Origin of the sequence: Allobosea sp. LjRoot237, from assembly GCF_964253285.1 — a bacterium.
GTDB lineage: Bacteria > Pseudomonadota > Alphaproteobacteria > Rhizobiales > Beijerinckiaceae > Allobosea.
On sequence record NZ_CAXUQP020000001.1, the window covers coordinates 3,374,822 to 3,391,329 of the forward strand.

16 protein-coding genes and 1 tRNA gene are annotated in these 16,508 nt (G+C 66.3%); 8 read left to right on the forward strand and 9 right to left on the reverse strand.

Annotation, left to right across the window (positions count from 1 at the left end; genetic code table 11):
- Positions 1 to 100: 100 nt before the first annotated feature.
- From rpiA to ACSQ24_RS16415, 3 genes are all read right to left on the reverse strand, one after another.
- A complete protein-coding gene (rpiA, locus tag ACSQ24_RS16405) occupies positions 101 to 811 on the reverse strand; it encodes a ribose-5-phosphate isomerase RpiA (RefSeq protein ID WP_436095704.1) in 711 nt (236 codons plus the stop codon).
- On the reverse strand, positions 808 to 2,259 hold the full coding sequence (locus ACSQ24_RS16410; RefSeq protein ID WP_436095705.1) for an NAD-dependent succinate-semialdehyde dehydrogenase: 1,452 nt from the start codon (positions 2,257 to 2,259) through the stop codon (positions 808 to 810). Before ACSQ24_RS16410 ends, rpiA begins: the two co-directional genes overlap by 4 nt.
- A 133-nt stretch (positions 2,260 to 2,392) precedes the next feature.
- The gene (locus tag ACSQ24_RS16415) at positions 2,393 to 2,794 is read right to left on the reverse strand and encodes a hypothetical protein (protein ID WP_436095706.1); all 402 of its coding nucleotides are present in this window, start codon (positions 2,792 to 2,794) and stop codon (positions 2,393 to 2,395) included.
- Positions 2,795 to 2,958: 164 nt separating this feature from the next.
- On the opposite strand from ACSQ24_RS16415, the gene ACSQ24_RS16420 reads away from it, so the two are divergent.
- Positions 2,959 to 3,657 carry an HAD family hydrolase gene (locus ACSQ24_RS16420; RefSeq protein ID WP_436095707.1) on the forward strand — a complete coding sequence of 233 codons (699 nt, stop codon included), beginning with the start codon at positions 2,959 to 2,961 and terminating at the stop codon, positions 3,655 to 3,657.
- 36 nt (positions 3,658 to 3,693) lie between these two features.
- A tRNA-Val gene (locus ACSQ24_RS16425) sits at positions 3,694 to 3,768 on the forward strand.
- A gap of 211 nt (positions 3,769 to 3,979) precedes the next feature.
- Here ACSQ24_RS16425 and ACSQ24_RS16430 read toward each other — a convergent pair.
- A complete protein-coding gene (locus ACSQ24_RS16430; RefSeq protein ID WP_436095708.1) occupies positions 3,980 to 5,413 on the reverse strand; it encodes an aldehyde dehydrogenase family protein in 1,434 nt (477 codons plus the stop codon).
- A gap of 280 nt (positions 5,414 to 5,693) precedes the next feature.
- On the opposite strand from ACSQ24_RS16430, the gene ACSQ24_RS16435 reads away from it, so the two are divergent.
- Complete coding sequence (locus ACSQ24_RS16435) at positions 5,694 to 6,377, forward strand: lysophospholipid acyltransferase family protein (RefSeq protein ID WP_436095709.1); 684 nt, start codon at positions 5,694 to 5,696, stop codon at positions 6,375 to 6,377.
- A gap of 153 nt (positions 6,378 to 6,530) precedes the next feature.
- On the opposite strand, the gene ACSQ24_RS16440 is transcribed toward ACSQ24_RS16435, so the two are convergent.
- Positions 6,531 to 7,199: an EipA family protein gene (locus ACSQ24_RS16440; RefSeq protein ID WP_436095710.1), complete on the reverse strand. Its 669-nt coding sequence runs from the start codon at positions 7,197 to 7,199 to the stop codon at positions 6,531 to 6,533.
- Between the two features lie 213 nt (positions 7,200 to 7,412).
- Between ACSQ24_RS16440 and ACSQ24_RS16445 the strand changes: the two genes are divergently transcribed.
- Positions 7,413 to 8,753, forward strand: coding sequence for a sensor histidine kinase (locus ACSQ24_RS16445; protein ID WP_436095711.1), 1,341 nt, complete (start codon positions 7,413 to 7,415; stop codon positions 8,751 to 8,753).
- Between the two features lie 183 nt (positions 8,754 to 8,936).
- Here the strand turns inward: ACSQ24_RS16445 and ACSQ24_RS16450 are convergent, their stop codons facing one another.
- From ACSQ24_RS16450 to ACSQ24_RS16460, 3 genes are all read right to left on the reverse strand, one after another.
- The gene (locus tag ACSQ24_RS16450; protein WP_436095712.1) at positions 8,937 to 9,620 is read right to left on the reverse strand and encodes a response regulator transcription factor; all 684 of its coding nucleotides are present in this window, start codon (positions 9,618 to 9,620) and stop codon (positions 8,937 to 8,939) included.
- 145 nt (positions 9,621 to 9,765) lie between these two features.
- Positions 9,766 to 10,407 carry an outer membrane protein gene (locus ACSQ24_RS16455; RefSeq protein WP_436095713.1) on the reverse strand — a complete coding sequence of 214 codons (642 nt, stop codon included), beginning with the start codon at positions 10,405 to 10,407 and terminating at the stop codon, positions 9,766 to 9,768.
- Positions 10,408 to 10,574: 167 nt separating this feature from the next.
- Positions 10,575 to 10,853 (reverse strand): hypothetical protein, encoded by a 279-nt coding sequence (locus ACSQ24_RS16460; RefSeq protein WP_436095714.1) that lies wholly within the window; start codon positions 10,851 to 10,853, stop codon positions 10,575 to 10,577.
- A 533-nt stretch (positions 10,854 to 11,386) separates the two neighbouring features.
- On the opposite strand from ACSQ24_RS16460, the gene ACSQ24_RS16465 reads away from it, so the two are divergent.
- The 3 genes from ACSQ24_RS16465 (at position 11,387) to ACSQ24_RS16475 (ending at position 14,803) form a co-directional block, all read left to right on the forward strand.
- The gene (locus tag ACSQ24_RS16465; protein ID WP_284169105.1) at positions 11,387 to 11,965 is read left to right on the forward strand and encodes a L,D-transpeptidase; all 579 of its coding nucleotides are present in this window, start codon (positions 11,387 to 11,389) and stop codon (positions 11,963 to 11,965) included.
- Positions 11,966 to 12,067: 102 nt separating this feature from the next.
- On the forward strand, positions 12,068 to 13,915 hold the full coding sequence (locus ACSQ24_RS16470; RefSeq protein ID WP_436095715.1) for an ABC transporter ATP-binding protein: 1,848 nt from the start codon (positions 12,068 to 12,070) through the stop codon (positions 13,913 to 13,915).
- A gap of 120 nt (positions 13,916 to 14,035) precedes the next feature.
- Positions 14,036 to 14,803 carry a hypothetical protein gene (locus tag ACSQ24_RS16475; protein WP_436095716.1) on the forward strand — a complete coding sequence of 256 codons (768 nt, stop codon included), beginning with the start codon at positions 14,036 to 14,038 and terminating at the stop codon, positions 14,801 to 14,803.
- A gap of 153 nt (positions 14,804 to 14,956) precedes the next feature.
- On the opposite strand, the gene ACSQ24_RS16480 is transcribed toward ACSQ24_RS16475, so the two are convergent.
- Positions 14,957 to 15,325 carry a gamma-butyrobetaine hydroxylase-like domain-containing protein gene (locus tag ACSQ24_RS16480; protein ID WP_436095717.1) on the reverse strand — a complete coding sequence of 123 codons (369 nt, stop codon included), beginning with the start codon at positions 15,323 to 15,325 and terminating at the stop codon, positions 14,957 to 14,959.
- Positions 15,326 to 15,494: 169 nt separating this feature from the next.
- Here ACSQ24_RS16480 and moaA point away from each other — a divergent pair, with 169 nt between their 5' ends.
- Positions 15,495 to 16,496, forward strand: a complete 1,002-nt coding sequence (gene moaA / locus ACSQ24_RS16485; RefSeq protein WP_436095718.1) for a GTP 3',8-cyclase MoaA — start codon at positions 15,495 to 15,497, stop codon at positions 16,494 to 16,496.
- Positions 16,497 to 16,508 lie beyond the last annotated feature (12 nt).

Here is a 16,508-nt window from a genome sequence, read left to right on the forward strand (position 1 = left end):
CTCTTGACGCGGCAACGACCCTGACGGGACGCAGCCGCCGGCCGCTCTTAGAACATGTCCAGCCAAAGTGGAAACCACTTTTGCGGCCGAACCACGCCCGTCAGCCGCGCTCGGCAGCGGGATCGCCGAGGACACGCACCCCGTCGGCTCCGGCAAGAAAGGCCGCCGTCGCCAGATCAAGGAACAGGCCATGCTCGACCACGCCGGGAACCTGGTTGAGCGCCAAGCCCAGCACCTCGGGCAGTTCGATCCGGCCAAGATGCGCATCGAGGATGTAGTGGCCGCCATCGGTCAGCAGCACGCCGCCATCGGCACGCCTGCGCAGAACGAGTTCGCCATGTGCACCAGCCGAAGCAATCGCTGCAGCAACCGCGCGGCGCGTCGCCTCGAGCCCGAAGGGCACGACCTCGATCGGCAGCGGGAAGCGCCCGAGCGTCTCGACCTGCTTGCCGGTATCGGCGATGACGATCATGCGCTTCGAGGCGGCGGCGACTATCTTCTCGCGCAGATGCGCGGCACCGCCGCCCTTGATCAGGCGCAAGGCGCTGTCGAGCTCGTCGGCGCCGTCGATGGTGAGGTCGAGCTCGGGCGTCTCGTCGAGCGTCGACATCGGGATACCGAGACCAAGCGCCTGCGCCTGCGTTGCCTCTGAGGTCGCGACACACAGCACCTCGAGGCCGGCGGCGACCTTGGCCCCGAGGCCATCGACGAAGAGCTTCGCGGTCGAGCCGGTGCCGAGACCGAGCCGCATGCCCGGCCGCACCAGTTCCAGCGCCGCCAGCGCGGCGGCCTTCTTCAGATCTTCGCTCACGCGCCGAGCCCACCCATCAGCATGTACTTGATCTCGACGAACTCCTCGATGCCGTGGAGCGAGCCCTCGCGGCCAAGGCCGGACTCCTTGACGCCGCCGAAGGGCGCGACCTCGGTGCCGAGGATGGCCGAGTTGACGCCGACCATGCCGTATTCCAGCTCCTCGGCGACGCGGAAGGCGCGGCCGAGATCCCTGGTGTAGAAATAGGCGGCGAGACCGAAGGGCGTATCGTTGGCCATCGCCACGACCTCGTCCTCGCTCTCGAAGCGATAGACCGGCGCGATCGGTCCGAAGGTCTCCTCACGGGTGACCAGCATCTTGGTGGTAACGCCGGAGATCACGGTCGGCTCGTAGAAGGTGCGGCCGAGCGCATGGCGCTTGCCGCCGACCATCACCTTGGCGCCGCCTGCGACCGCGTCGGCGACATGGCGCTCGACCTTCTCGACCGCGCGCTCGTTGATCAAGGGGCCTTGCACGACGCCGACCTCGACGCCGTTGCCGACCTTCATCTTCGCGACCTCGCCGGCGAATTTGGCGACGAAGTCGTCATGGATGCCGTCCTGGACGAAGAGCCGGTTGGTGCAGACGCAGGTCTGTCCCATGTTGCGGAACTTGGCGATGATCGCGCCCTCGACCGCCTTGTCGAGATCGGCATCGTCGAAGACGATGAACGGCGCGTTGCCGCCGAGCTCGAGCCCGACCTTCTTCACCGTCGTGGCCGCCTGCTGCATCAGGAGCTTGCCGACCGGGGTCGAGCCGGTGAAGCCGATGAAGCGCACCGCCGGATGGCTGGTCATCACGCCGCCGATCGCGACCGCGTCGCCGGTGACGATGTTGATCACGCCCTTGGGGAAGCCGGCCTGCTCGGCGAGCGCGACCAGCGCCAGCGCGGTCAGCGGGGTATCCGGCGCCGGCTTGACCACGAAGGTGCAGCCCGCCGCCAGGCCGGGCGCGCATTTGCGGGTGATCATCGCCGCCGGGAAGTTCCAGGGCGTGATCGCGGCGCAGACGCCGACCGGCTGCTTTGCGACGATGATGCGCGAATTCGGGAAGGGCGAGGGAATGGTCTCGCCATAGATGCGCTTGGCTTCCTCAGCGTAGAACTCGACGAAGGAAGCGGCATAGGCGACCTCGCCGCGGGCTTCGCTGAGCGGCTTGCCCTGCTCGGCCGTCATGATCTGCGCCAGGTCCTCCTGGTTCGCCATGATCAGATCGAACCATTTGCGCAGGATGACCGAGCGCTCCTTGGCGGACTTCTTCGCCCAGGGCTTGAAGGCGCGCGAGGCAGCCTCGACCGCGGCGGTGGTCTCATCCGTGCCGAAGCGCGGCACCTTGGCCAGCAGCTCGCCCGTCGCCGGGTTGTCGACCACATCGACGCCCTCGCCGATCCAGGCGCCGTCGACATGGCACTGCGTGCGCAGCAGCGAGGGATCCTTGAGCGTGAGCATGCGAGCCTCCGGCGTCATGAACGGGTTGCCCGGGCTCTAGCATGCGCGGCGAGCGCTTGCCGATAGCAAAACGCCGCATGCACGTGGTGCGCAGATTGCGGTTACCGTTCGGCCACCGGCCTGGCCGCAGCGGCTATTTCGCCATCGGCGTGCAGACGACCTTATCGTCGAAGACGTAGCAGACGCTGAGCTCTCCGGTGCGGACATTGGCGCGGAAGATGCCGCCCTCGCGCTCATGGCGCGAGGGAACGAGCACATAGTCGCTCGGAGCCTGCGGACCGGCGCCCTCGCCCGCCGGAAAGCAGACGGTGACGCCGACGCCGCCCTCCTTGAGCTGGAACTGGCAGGCGCCGACCTCGCCGGTCGCCTTGTCGATGCGATAGACGCGGTTGAGGTCGGTCTGCGGCGCCGGTGCGAACTCGAACGGAGCGGCGAGCGCCGCCCCGAAAGCCGGCAGGACGAACAGGCCGACGCCCAGCGCCCGGGCCAGGGAACGGCCAGAAGAGCTTCTGAAACAGCTCGACAATTTCGGCACCCTACGACCCCTTTCGACGATTCGTCCGCACCCTACCATGCCGGCCGAGCCGTATCATCGCGATTGCGGCGAGGTCACGACGAGATGAAGCCGCTGTTGCCGAAGCGCCCTTGCCAAGCTGCGCCTCCCAGCTTTTATGCGGGGGTCACGTCACAGGATCGCCCATGTCCCTGCCACCGATCGTCGTCTTCGATCTCGACGGCACCCTCGCCGAGACCGCTCCTGACATCATGCGCACGCTCAACGTCATCCTCGAGCAGGAAGGGCTGCCGGCGCTGCCGATCGAACGGGCGCGCGAACTGGTCGGCGCCGGCGCACGGGCGCTGATCGAGCGCGGCTTCAAGGTCAGCGGCCGGCCGCTCGAAGCGGACCGGCTGGAGCAGTTGTTCGAGAGCTTCCTCGGCATCTATGCGGACGGCGTCGCCGGCAACAGTTTCATCCATGAGGGTGTCGTCGAGGCGCTCGACGATCTCGCCGCCGACGGTTTCGTCTTCGCCGTCTGCACCAACAAGCCGATCCGGCACACCAGGCTCTTCCTCGATCATTTCGGGCTGAGCGGGCGCTTCGCCGCCATTGCCGGACGGGACAGCTTTCCCTTCTGCAAACCCGACCCGCGTCACCTGACGCAGACGATCGCGCAGGCCGGTGCAGATCCGGCGCGCGCCGTCATGATCGGCGACTCGCGCACCGATGTGAACACGGCGCGCGCAGCGGGAATTCCGGTGATCTGCGTCCCCTTCGGCTATACCGACGCGCCAGTGGAGGCCCTCGCGCCTGATCTGGTGATCCAGCATTTCAGCGAGCTGCCGAAGGCAGTGCGCCGGCTGACCGGCGGCGAGCCGGCGCTCGCAGCGCATTCTTGACGGCGCGAGCGCACCCCACTAGGAACAGCGCGGTCCGGGCGGCTAGCTCAGCGGTAGAGCACTCCCTTCACACGGGAGGGGTCACAGGTTCGATCCCTGTGCCGCCCACCATTTTCCCCGACATTTTCGGAAGACCCGGTGCACCAGCGCAGGGCGTGAAGATGCGCGCCATGCCGGGCCGCTGATTCGACAAGGCCACTCCCCGCGCTTTGCCGACTCTCCGGCAGCCATCACCGACAGCTCGGCACATCCAGGTCGCCCTGACGCACAAAGACCGCCGAGCAGGGCTCGGCGGTCCTTGGCTATTCGTCGTGAGCCTCGATCAGGCTGCGGCGTAGCCGACCGTGCCCTTGATCTCGAGGAACTCCTCGAGGCCGAAATCGGCATATTCGCGGCCGTTGCCGGACTGCTTGTAGCCGCCGAACGGAGCGCCGGCGTCCCAGGCGGGGTAGTTGATGTAGACGTTGCCGGAGCGCATCTGCGCCGCGACCTTGCGCGCCCGCTCGAGCGAACCGGACTGGATGTAGGAGGCGAGCCCGTAGGGCGTGTCGTTGGCCCGCGCGATCACTTCCTCTTCGCTCTCATAGGGCAGGATCGAGAGCACGGGGCCGAAGATTTCCTCCCGCGCAATCGTCATCTCGTCGGTCACGCCGCCAAACACCGTCGGCCGGACATAATAGCCGCGGTTGAGGTCCTCGGGACGGCCCGGCCCGCCGCTGACCAGGGTCGCGCCCTCCTTGATGCCGCTCTCTATGAGGCGCTGGATCTTGTCGTATTGCGTCTCGCTGACGACCGGACCGAGGAAGACGCTCTCCGTCGACGGTGCGCCGACCTTGAGCGGCTCGGCGGTGGCCTTGGCGATGGCGAGCGCGTCCTCGTGCAGCTGAGCCGGCACGAACATCCGCGTCGGCGCGTTGCAGGACTGGCCGGAGTTGCGCATCACGCTCTCGACGCCGAGCTTGACCGCCCGCTTCAGGTCGACATCGTCGAGCAGGATGTTGGCCGACTTGCCGCCGAGCTCCTGATGCACGCGCTTGACGGTGTCGGCCGCCGCCTTGGCGACGAGGATGCCTGCGCGGGTCGAGCCGGTGAAGGAGACCATGTCGACGCCGGGATGGCGCGAGATCGCCTCGCCGACCGTCGGGCCGTCGCCGTTGACGAGATTGAACACACCCTTGGGCACGCCGGCCTCGTGCATCACCTCGGCGAAGATGATCGCATTCATCGGGGCGATCTCGGAGGGCTTCAGCACCATGGTGCAGCCCGCGGCGAGCGCCGGCGCGACCTTGCACATGATCTGGTTCAGCGGCCAGTTCCAGGGCGTGATCATGCCGACGACGCCGATCGGCTCCTTGGCGATCAGGGTGGTGCCGCGCAGCTCCTCGAACTCGAAATTCTCCAGCGTCTCGATCATCTTGGCGAGGTGGGCGGTGCCCATTCCGGCCTGAGCGCGATGGGCCAGTTCCTTCGGCGCACCCATCTCCTGCGACAGCGCGTCCGCGATATCGGCATGGCGCGCCTTGTAGGCTTCGAGCAGGCGCCGCATCAGCGCCAGGCGCTCCTGCTTCGAGGTTGCGGCGAAGGCCGGGAAGGCGGCGCGCGCGGCCGCAACGGCCTTGTCGACATCCGCCTGGCTGCCGAGCGCGATCTGAGCGAAGGCCTCCTCGGTCGAGGGATCGATCACGTCCAGGGTCTTCAACCCGGCGGCGGGGTCGACCCAGGCACCGTCGATATAGAACTGGAGAGCATGAGACATGAGGGCTTCCTTCCTGTGGGAGGTGTCTGCGCGACGCCCGGCCGGACATGCAAGCCGGCCTGCATCTGCGCTGTGTCTTGTCAGATACAACGTAGCAGCCCGGAGGCGCCTGTCATCGCGCAGTGAGCGAATAGGTGGAATACGCTGCGCGGGAGCGGCATGGTTCGCCGACCGCATCGTCAAGTCCATGATGCGCTGAAGCGCCGGCCCAACGGCCGCGCAATGTTCGAGCAAGCCGACGCAACGACCACTCCGCCGGGGCCACCGTGGAGATCGGATCATGCGATTCGGCAATGGGCAATCCGTGGCAATCGCCGGCCGCGCCTTGCACGCCTATCTCGGCTTCGTCCAGCGGACGACCCGTTTCAAGCCGGCGATCCCGGGCGCCAGGCCGTGGGAGCGCAGCAGCGAGCCTTTCATCGCCCTGACCTGGCATGGCCAGCAGATGCTCAGCCTGGCGGCGCTGGACGGCGCAGCGCAGGTCGCGATCCTGGCCTCGCTGCATTTCGACGGATCCGTGGTCGCCTCGGTGGTCGGGCGGTCCGGCTTCCGCGTCATCCGCGGTTCGGGCACGCAGAGCCGCACGAAGATCCAGGCCAAGCGCGCCATTCCAGCTTTCTTCGAGATGCGTGAGGCGCTGCGCGGCGGCACCAGCCTCCTCCTCACCGCCGATGTTCCGAAGGTCGCGCGCGTCGCCGGCCAGGGCGCGGTCCAGCTCGCGCGCGCCACCGGCCGGCCGATCTATCTCTTCGCCGCGGTGACCAGTGCGCGCGTCGAACTCGACAACTGGGACAAGGCCAGCATCGCCCTGCCCTTCGGCCGTGGCTGTGTCCTCTGGTCGGAGCCGCTCTACGTCCGCCGAACGGCGGATGAGCGCGAGATGGGCCTGATCGCGCTCGATATTTCGAGCCAGCTCAACGAACTGCACACCGCGGCGCGTCACCTACTCGACCGGCGCCGCTAGAGCCGGATGATTTCAGATGGAATCGCTTTGCGGTTCCATCTGAAATCTGAATCCGTCTCTCATCAAAGAGTTAGAGCAGGATCCATGCGAAAAACCGGTTCCCACTTTTTCGCATCCTGCTCTTGGATCGGAGCCCTGTTTATCCGAGACGTGTCAGCGACCCGGCGGGGGGCAGTCGGACGGCGTCGAGCAGATCCTGCCGGGCGGGCGCAGCTGTTCCTGCACGCCCGCCGGCTCGATGACGATGCGGCTGAGATCGCCGGAAAGGCGCAGGCCGAGGCCGGAGGAGATCAGGACGATGCGGGCGCGCCTGGAGGCGAGGATAGTGGCGTTGGCGCCGGCGAGAAAATGGGCGCTGCCGCCGAGGCTGGCATAGGTGCCGAACACATCCTCGTAGCGGTCGAGCCCGTAGACCAGCATGATCACTCGGCCGTAATCGGCGCCGAGGCCGATGCCGACCGAGAGCGCCGACCAGCTCACCGGCATCGGAATCCCGTCGGAGAAGCGCAATTCGCCGCTGCCATGGCGGCCGCCGAGCACGAAGGAGCCGCTGAGCTCGCCGCCGACGATATAGGCGTTCGGCTCGCCGAAGAGCGCGAGCGAGCGTTCGATCGGGATGCTGACCGTCTTGGAAGCGGTGTCGAAGACGCTCTCGACGATCCCGAAGATATCCTGCCGCGGGGTCGTCGGCAGCTGGCCGGCCCGGACATCCCCTTTGGTGACGGTTCCCTGCGCGAGCACGAGGCTCGGCACCAAGGCCAGCAGCGTGGCCAGCATGAAGCGCAGCCCAGGCCAACTCCGGATGACGCGTAATGCGGACATCAGGCCGGCAGCTCCGGGAGAGAGTTGAACGGCAATGGCAATACGGTCCATGCAGAGACAGGAAGAGGCGAGCGCCCCGCTCCGCAAGCCATACCCCGATCGAGGTTCCGTGACGACCCGCAACGCCGCATCAATCTCCAGCCGATCGCAAACGGCAGGCCTGCTCTCCCGAGAAGGTCGCCGCGCAGCCCGGTATGATAGCGGTGAGCGGCCATGACCTCGCTGTCGCGTGCCCTCACCCTCCGTCTGTCGCTCCTCGGCATCGTCCTGTTCACCGCCTTCATCGGCGCTGTCATCGCGTTTGCCCTGATCACCGAGGATCCTGGCGCCTTGCGCAACGACGTCACCTCCCAGATCATCCGGCAAGGCGTGCGCCAGCAGCCCGGCAACACTTTGCAGGTCGAGAAGACCGCGCACCTGACCCGGATCGAGCGCGCCAGCCCCGGGCTCTGGTACCTGGTCTCGGATGGACGTTCCGTCGTCGAGTATGCGCCAGAGTTGCGGCCGGGCCTGCCGATCGACATTCGGCTCGACGGCCCGACCATCGCTGCGCAGATGCGGGTCGGCGGCGACAATGCGCTCGCCTTCGACGTGATCGAGAAGGATGGCAACCGCTTCATCGTCGCGACCGGCGGCGGCCGACCGGGCTGGGATCTTATCCTCGGCTTCTACTTGCGGGCCATCGCGGGCTCGGCGCTGGCGATCTCGGTGGTCTTCGGCCTGCTGATCGCAGGCGCGATCGCCATGTCGGTGTCCTATATCGGCGAGCGGCTGCGCAGCGCCGCAGAGGCCGCTGCCCGGATCGACCCGAGAGCGCCGCGCGGCCTGCTGCCGACCGAGGAAACCCCGATCGAGCTGATGCCGCTGACCACGGCGCTCAACGCGGCGCTCGACCAGATCGCCAAGAATATGGAGGTGCAGCGGCGCTTCATGAACAATGTCGCGCATGAGCTGCGCACCCCGCTGACCGTGATGCGCGGCCGGATCGACGCGCTGCCGAACGATCAGATGCGGCTCGCGCTCACCACCGATGTCAGCCGGCTGACCACCATCGTTTCGTCGATGCTGCAGCTCGCCCGCCTGCACAGCACGGAGCTGCCCTTCGAGCCGCTGCAGCTCAACGGGCTCGCCCGCGCGGTGCTGGCCGATCTCGCGCCCTTGATCCTGAACAATGGCGGCGATGTCGCGCTGGAGGAGGAAGGCGAGCGCCGATCGCTGATCCAGGCCAACGAGCCCACGGTTCGAGCGGCCATCGCCAATCTGGTCGACAATGCCCTGCGTCATGCCCAGGCGAAATCGACGATCCTGGTCAAGGTGATCGATGGTGCCGTGGTTGAAATCGCCGATGACGGGGTCGGCATCGAAGCCTCCGACCGCTCGCAGGTGACCGAGCCATTCAACCGGATGTCGCCAAACTCCACCGGAGCCGGGCTCGGCCTGACGATCGTGCGCGACATCATGGCCGCGCATGGCGGGACGCTCACCATCCTCGGCAGGCCAGGCGGCGGCACCCTGGTGCGCCTCGTCTTCCCGCCGAGCGAGGGCGGTGGCTGAAGGTAGACTCTTGCCCGAGTTGAGTGTCATTCCGGGGCTTCGCGAAGCGAAGAGCCCGGAACCCATGAACTCGACGCCACCGAAACGGGCGACGGCTGGGTCGCTTGTCCTGTTCCGACATATCGTGTTCATGGGTTCCGGGCTCAGGCCTACCGGCCTGCCCCGGAAAGACGGTGAACGAACCTAGGCCACCGCTTCAGACACCCTCAGCATGTAGCCGATGCCGCGCAGCGAGGTGATCTCGACCTGTGCGCCGGCATCCTTGAGCTTGCGCCGCAGCCGCGAGATCTGCGCCTCCAGCGTGTTCGACTCGATCTGGTCGTCGAAGCCGTAGACGGCCTCGATCAGGACGTCGCGCGTGACGACGCGGCCGACACGCTGGACCAGCGCTTCCAAGATCAGCGCCTCGCGCCGGCGCAGATCGAGCAGTTCCGAGCCGACGGAGGCAGAGCGCCCCTCGAGATCGAGCGAGAGGTTGCCGGCGGTGATCACCAGCGAGCGCTTGGGATTGCGCCGGCGCATGATGACGCGCAGGCGCGCCAGCAGTTCCTCCGGCTCGAAGGGCTTCACGAGATAGTCGTCCGCCCCGCCATTCAAGCCCTCGATCACATCGGCCTTGGCGTCGCGGGCGGTCAAGATCAGGAAGGCAGGCCGCGTATCGGAGTTGCTCAGCGCCTTGACGATCGACAACCCGTCGCCATCGGGCAGGCGCCGGTCGACGATGACGATGTCGAAAGGAGTCGAGCGCAGGGCCGCCAGCGCCGCATCGATCGTGGTCGTGCGATCGGCGATCAGCCCGGCATTGGTGAGGAGCGAGGACAGGAAAGCCATCAGCTGAGGCTCGTCCTCGACGATCAGTGCGCGCATTAAGGGGTCGTTTCAGGGTGCACGGATGGAACGTGATGCCGGAATAGGGGCGAAATATCCAGACACATCACGCTCCATCCATGCCTTGGCGCGGCTGGCAGCCGCAAGGTGACCCGGGCCGGTCTCCCGGCCCGGGATTTCGGGATCAGAATCGATAATTCAGGCCGGTCTTGACGACATGCTCGCTGACGCCGACACGGGCGCGGCCGCTGTTGAACTGGAAGTTCTGCTTGCCGAGCGAGACATAGTTGTACTCGACCTTGGCGGAGAGGTTGTCGGTGATGCCGTATTCGGCGCCGGCGCCGACGACATAACCGATCTTGCTCTTCTCCTTCGAGACCAGGCCGTCGCTTGCCTTCAGGCTGCCATAGGCGACACCGCCGAGGCCGTAGACCAGGAGGCGGTCGAAGGCGAAGCCGGCACGGGCCTTCAGCGTGCCGAGATAGCGCATGTCCGCGCTGGTGCCGCCGCTGCGCTTGGCGCCCTTGCCGAAGCCGTTCATCGACATGTCGGCCTCGAGGCCGGTGACGAGGCCGCCCATCTGGAGGTTGTAGCCGACCTGGCCGCCGAGCAGGATTTCATTGCGGCTCTTCTTGGCGGTTCCCTCGAAACGGTCGAAGGCCGCGCCAGCATGCACACCGGCATAGATGCCGTTCCAGTTATAGGCGCGCGGAGCAGAATAGGCCGGCTGGTATTGCTGCACGCGCGCGGGACGATCGGCCGCCATGGCCGGGACCGCGAGCAGGGCCAGCAGGCCGAGGCCGGCGATCGGGATAAGACGCTTCATCAAAGGCTCCTTGCGGCGGCATGATCGCCGCCGACGCGCAGGTCCGTTCATCGGACCGGGTCAGCAGGGAGCAGATTGCGGGCGAAGATTACGGCAACGTTGCCCGCCATGCGGGCACCGGCCTGAATTCAGGTCAGTTGGAGAGATATGGTCGCCGCGGGTGGCGCTCAGCCGTGGCGGATGCGCTCAGGGCTCTGCTGCGCGCCTTGCGTGCTGCTCGCCCATTCGGCCAAGGGCGAGGTCGCCTGGAACTGCTCGATCGCGAGCAGCGTGATGTCGCCGGAATGACCGGAGCGGCGCAGGCCGAGAATCAGGCGCGCGAGCCATTCGCGATGGGGATTCTCGAACGGCCCGTCGATCGGGCCGACATGCCGCCACGCCTCGTGAAACGCTGTTCCGAGGGCAGCGAGTTCGTCTGGTCCGGCATTGAGTTGGCACGCAGGCATGGCGAGCTTCCCGGCGATTGCCTGAAGCGGACCAGAGCCCGCCCGGCTTTGCAATCGGAAGTTGCCCCTCTATCTGAATATTAGGCGAACGGCCGGTTAACGGCAATCGGCGAAGCCATCAGAGGCTGCTCACAATCTCGCGCGGATGACGGGCGGCGAAATCACGAGCCGAATCGCGGAAGGCAACCCACGCAGGCAATGACTCGACCGGCGAATGATAAGTTGCCGCATCGGGGTCGATGTGCGCCGAGCGTGCATACGGCGCGATGAGAACGCGCCGCCAGCTGCCCGGTTCCCAAAATTGCTCGCCTTCCTTCCGCCCGAAAGCCGCCCAGATCGGGCCAAGCAGCCTCCAGACGCCTACGCCTGTTGCACACCGGCAACGGGCGCCTTCAAAGCTCGGAAGGTCGCGCCGATGTGAACGCCGATCGATTGAACGACAGCCCACGCTCTGCCAGAGATTTGGGGAATTGTTGACGTTTTTCCGTCACCTTTCTCCGCGCCCGCCACCCCGCAATCCCACCGAGGCCGCAATGCTCCGCTTCTTCCGTTTGGCCCTGATCGCCGGCACGGCCGTCGCGGCCACGGCGACCGCCGCTGTCGCCGAGATCGACCCGCTCACCCGTCAGCCGCTCGTCACCTATGTCGACCCTGCCAAGGCGCAGGCGACCGCGATCCCGCGCGAGGTCGTCTCCTTCAGCGGCACCTATCGCCCCGGCACGATCGTGATCAACACGAGCGAGCGCCGCCTCTATTTCGTGCTGCCCGATGGCAAGGCCGTCCGCTACGGTGTTGGCGTCGGCCGCCCGGGCTTCGACTGGGCCGGCTCGCAGACCGTCACCCGCAAGGCCGAGTGGCCGGGCTGGACCCCGCCGGCGCAGATGCTGAAGCGCCGCCCCGATCTGCCGCGCTTCATGCCCGGCGGCCCGGAGAATCCGCTCGGCGCCCGCGCCATGTATCTCGGCTCGACCCTCTACCGCATCCACGGCTCGAACGAGCCGGAGACGATCGGCCAGGCGGTCTCCTCCGGCTGCATCCGCATGCTGAACGAGGACGTGATCGACCTCTACGAGCGCGCCAAGGTCGGCACCCGCGTCGTCGTCGCCCGCTGAGCGACAATACGGTCTGAGCTTCAGAAAGGCCGGCCTCGCGCCGGCCTTTTTCATTCGCATAAGTTGTGGACCGCCGTGGCGCGCCCGCTGCAATAAGGTGCGATGTTCAGGTTTTTCGATTCGATTGTCGACCCGACCGCATCGCCTCCGGGCCAGCCCCCCGGCGGTCTCCTATCGTTCTATTGGCATTTCGTGCGCCAGGCGAAGGGCCTGTTCGCTGCCCTGTTCCTGATCGGCTTCACGCTCGCCGTCATCGAGGCGGTGGTGCCCTATCTGATCGGCCGCCTCGTCTCCGTGCTGTCGTCGGTACCGCGCGAGCGGGTTTTCGACGCTGCCGGCCAGCTGCTTCTGATCATGGCGGCGATCGTGCTCGTGGTCCGGCCGCTCGGCACCATCCTGTTCCGCCTGCTCGTGAACCACTCGATTGCGGTCTCCTTCACGACGCTGATCCACTGGCAGAACTACTGGCATGTCGTCCGCCAGCCGCTCGCCTTCTTCCAGGACGACTTCGCCGGACGGCTGGCCAGCCGGGTGATGCAAACGGCCCGGCCGCTACGGGAAAGCATCGTCGCCTTCGTTCGGGCGGTCTGGCAGATACTCGTCTTCGGCGCGACCGCGATCGGTCTTCTCGGCACGCAGGACCTTCGCCTGGCGGCGCCGATGCTGGTCTGGTTTCTGTTCTATGGTGGGCTCCTCGCCTATACGCTGCCGAAAGTGCAGGTCAGATCCCGCGAAACCTCGGAGACGCGCTCAGCGATCTCCGGGAAGGTCGTCGACACGTTCACCAACATGATGACGGTCAAGCTGTTCGGGCGTCGGGCCGATGACGACGCCTATATCCGCGACGGATTCCTCCGCTTCCAGACCGCTTTCGCCCGCCAGCAGCAGCTCAATACCGTCTACGTGTTTTGCCTGATCTGCCTCAACGCGGTCCTGCTGGTCACGACCGGCGGTATCGGCGTCTGGCTTTTCTCCGAGGGACGCGTCGATGCGGGGACGCTGACGACTGCCCTTCTCCTCACCACCCAGATCATCGCCATGTCGGGCTGGGTGGCGTTCGAGATCGCGGGGATATTCGAGAACATCGGCGTCGTGCAGGAGGGCATGAAAACCATCGCGCAGCCGCTCAGCCAGCTCGACAAGCCCGATGCGCACCCGCTCGAGGCCCGGAATGGCGAGATCCGGTTCGAGAATCTGCATTTCCACTACAGCATGCCGCACCGCGTGGTGGACGGGCTGTCTTTGACCATCGGCGCCGGTGAAAAGGTCGGCCTCGTCGGGCGCTCCGGCGCGGGCAAGTCGACGCTCATCAATCTGCTGCTGCGCTTCTATGAACCGCAATCGGGCCGCATCCTGATCGACGGGCAGGACATCGCCCATGTCACCGAGGAATCGCTGCGCGCCCGGATCGCGGTGGTGGCCCAGGACTCTTCGCTTTTGCATCGCTCCATCGGCGAGAACATCCTCTATGCCCGCCAGGAGGCCGACGAACGCATGATGCGCGATGCCGCCCGAAAGGCGCAGGCAGATGCCTTCATCGACAAACTCGTGGACGGCAAGGGACGCCAGGGCTTCGAGGCCTTCGTCGGCGAGCGCGGCGTCAAGCTCTCCGGCGGGCAGCGCCAGCGCATCGCCATCGCCCGGGTGATCCTGAAGGACGCCCCGATCCTCCTGCTCGACGAGGCGACGTCATCCCTCGACTCGCAGGTCGAGGCCGCGATCCAGGAAGCCCTCGCGGAGCTGATGCGCGGCAGGACGGTCATCGCCATCGCCCATCGGCTCTCCACGCTTCAGCTCATGGACCGCCTCGTGGTGATGGACGCCGGCCGCATCGTCGAGCAGGGCACCCATGCGGACCTGCTCGCCGCCGGCGGGCTCTATGCCGACCTCTGGGCGCATCAATCCGGCGGCTTTATCGTGCCGCAGCGCCCTCAGCGCGCGGGAGGATGAGCAGAACCTGCTCCGCCGATGAGGGAGGATGCCGGGAGTGGCGGGCGCTTCGCAGTTCGCGAAGGCCGGCCTCGTGTCGGCCTTTTTGTTTCCAGGTAGATAGATGTGAGAGCGGTCGTCATGACGAAGACAATTCTGACCGGTTTGATGCTGGCCATCCTCCTAGCCGTTTCTGGAGGCCCGGCATCGGCCTGTGCCGGCGTCGACGATTGCGTCAACGGTCTCGTCTTCAAGGGCTATGCATCCGAGGGGACGGCGACCGACGTCATAGCCATTTTCCTCCACGGTGACGTATCGAACGGCCGCAACGGCGACTACATGCTCAGCTCGGCGCAGAGCTTCGTGAAAAACCTGCCCGGTGCTCGTGCTATCGTTCTGATCCGGCCCGGCTATTTCGATCGTGACAGCCGAACGAGCGAGGGCTCGGATTGCGGCCGCCGCGACTGTTATACCGAGGAGGTCGTCGCGACGGTCGCGGATGCCATCGCCCAGTTGAAGGAACGCTTCCGAGCGAAGACGGTCTTGGGTTTCGGGCACTCGGGTGGCTCGGCCATCCTTGCGAATGTCATGGGCCGCCGCCCGGAGCTTCTGGCCGGCTCCGTGCTGACGTCCTGCCCATGTGATATCCGATATTGGAGGCCCGGTTGGAGGCGCAGCCTCTCACCGATTGAGCTCGTCGCAGGCATGGCGGAAACGGCCAGGGTGATCGCGATCACCGGCAGAGACGACGACAATACGGCTCCGGTGATCGCTCAGCGCTATGTCGATGCACTCAAGACGGCAGGCAAGGATGCGAAATTCTTCGTTGTCGATGGAACGCACGACTTCCGAACGATTCGCAGCACGGGGCTCACAGCACTTGGGGAGTTGGTGAACCAGCTACGCTGAGGCAGCACCGCCCGCCACCTTGTTACCGCCGGCGCGTTGACACCATACGAGAGAGATTGATCTGCTCGCCAGGAGACCGCTCACGGCCCGGGAAAATGGCCTCGCTTGGGCGGTGGCAATGCGAACGCCGGCCAGCGGAGCCACTAGCACCCCCTAGCCTCGCCGCACCCGCTCCCGCGACAGCCCCTTCGCTGCGAGATCGTCGAGATAGGCCTGCAGCTTCGCCTCGCCATCACGGCCGAGCTCGCGCAGATAGTCCCAGCCATAGATGCCGGTATCGTGCATGTCGTCGAAGGTCAGGCGGACGGCGTAATGACCGACCGGCTCGACCTTGAGTATCTCGACATCGCGCTTGCCCGGCACGGTCTGCTTCTGCGTCGGGCCATGGCCCTGGACCTCGGCTGAGGGGCTCTCGACGCGCAGCAATTCGGCGGAAAGCGCATGGCTCTCGCCGCTCTCGAAGGTGACATGCAGGGTGCGGCGGTCCTTCGACAGGCGGATCTCGCTCGGCCAATCTGACATCTTCGTGTTTCTCCAGAACCGCTTGCGGCCTTTGGCGCGCTTGACCCCGGGCTTGCTGCCGAGGATGCTGGCTTCCTATATCAGAGTGGTGGCAGGCGCACTGCGCCGGAAGACCGCCATCGCCCAAGGATGTAAAGCCGTCGTGCTCCACGACCCTGTCAGACCCTTGATGCGTGCGCCGTTGACCGACCCGTTCGGCCGCGACATCTCCTATCTGCGCATCTCGGTAACGGATCGCTGCGATTTCCGCTGCGTCTACTGCATGTCCGAGGACATGGCCTTCCTGCCGAAGCGCGATCTCTTGACGCTCGAAGAGGTCGACCGCGTCGCCACCGCCTTCGTCTCGCGCGGCACACGCAAGCTGCGCATCACCGGCGGCGAACCGCTGGTCAGGCGCGACATCATGAATCTGTTCCGCTCGCTCTCGCGCCATCTGACGTCAGGTGCACTCGACGAGCTGACCTTGACCACCAACGGCTCGCAGCTTTCCCGCTATGCGCAGGAGCTGGCCGATTGCGGCGTGCGCCGCGTCAACGTCTCGCTCGACACGCTCGATCCCGAAAAATTCCGCAAGATCACGCGCTGGGGCGACCTCTCCAAGGTGCTCGCCGGCATCGAGGCGGCGCGTGCTGCCGGCCTGCGCGTCAAAATCAATGCTGTGGCGCTGAAGGGCGTCAACGAGGACGAGATCGAGGGGTTGATGCACTGGGCCCACGGGCTCGGCATGGACCTGACGCTGATCGAGGTGATGCCGCTCGGCGACATCGAGCCGGCACGACTCGACCAGTTCCTGCCGCTTTCCATGGTGCGGGCCAAGCTGATGGACCGCTACACGCTCGACGACGACCCGTACCGGACCGGCGGGCCGGCGCGCTATGTCCGGGTGCGCGAAACCGGCGGGCTGATCGGCTTCATCACGCCGATGACCCATAATTTCTGCGAGAGCTGCAACCGCGTGCGCCTGACCTGCACCGGCACGCTCTATATGTGCCTCGGCCAGGAGGACGCTGCTGATCTGCGCGCCCCGATCCGTGCTTCCAGCGACGACGCCCTGCTCTACAGGGCGATGGAAGAAGCGATCTCGCGCAAGCCCAAGGGCCACGACTTCGTCATCGACCGGCGCCAGCCGCGCGCCGCGGTCGGCCGGCATATGAGCGTGACCGGAGGTTGAGGGCCACGCGGC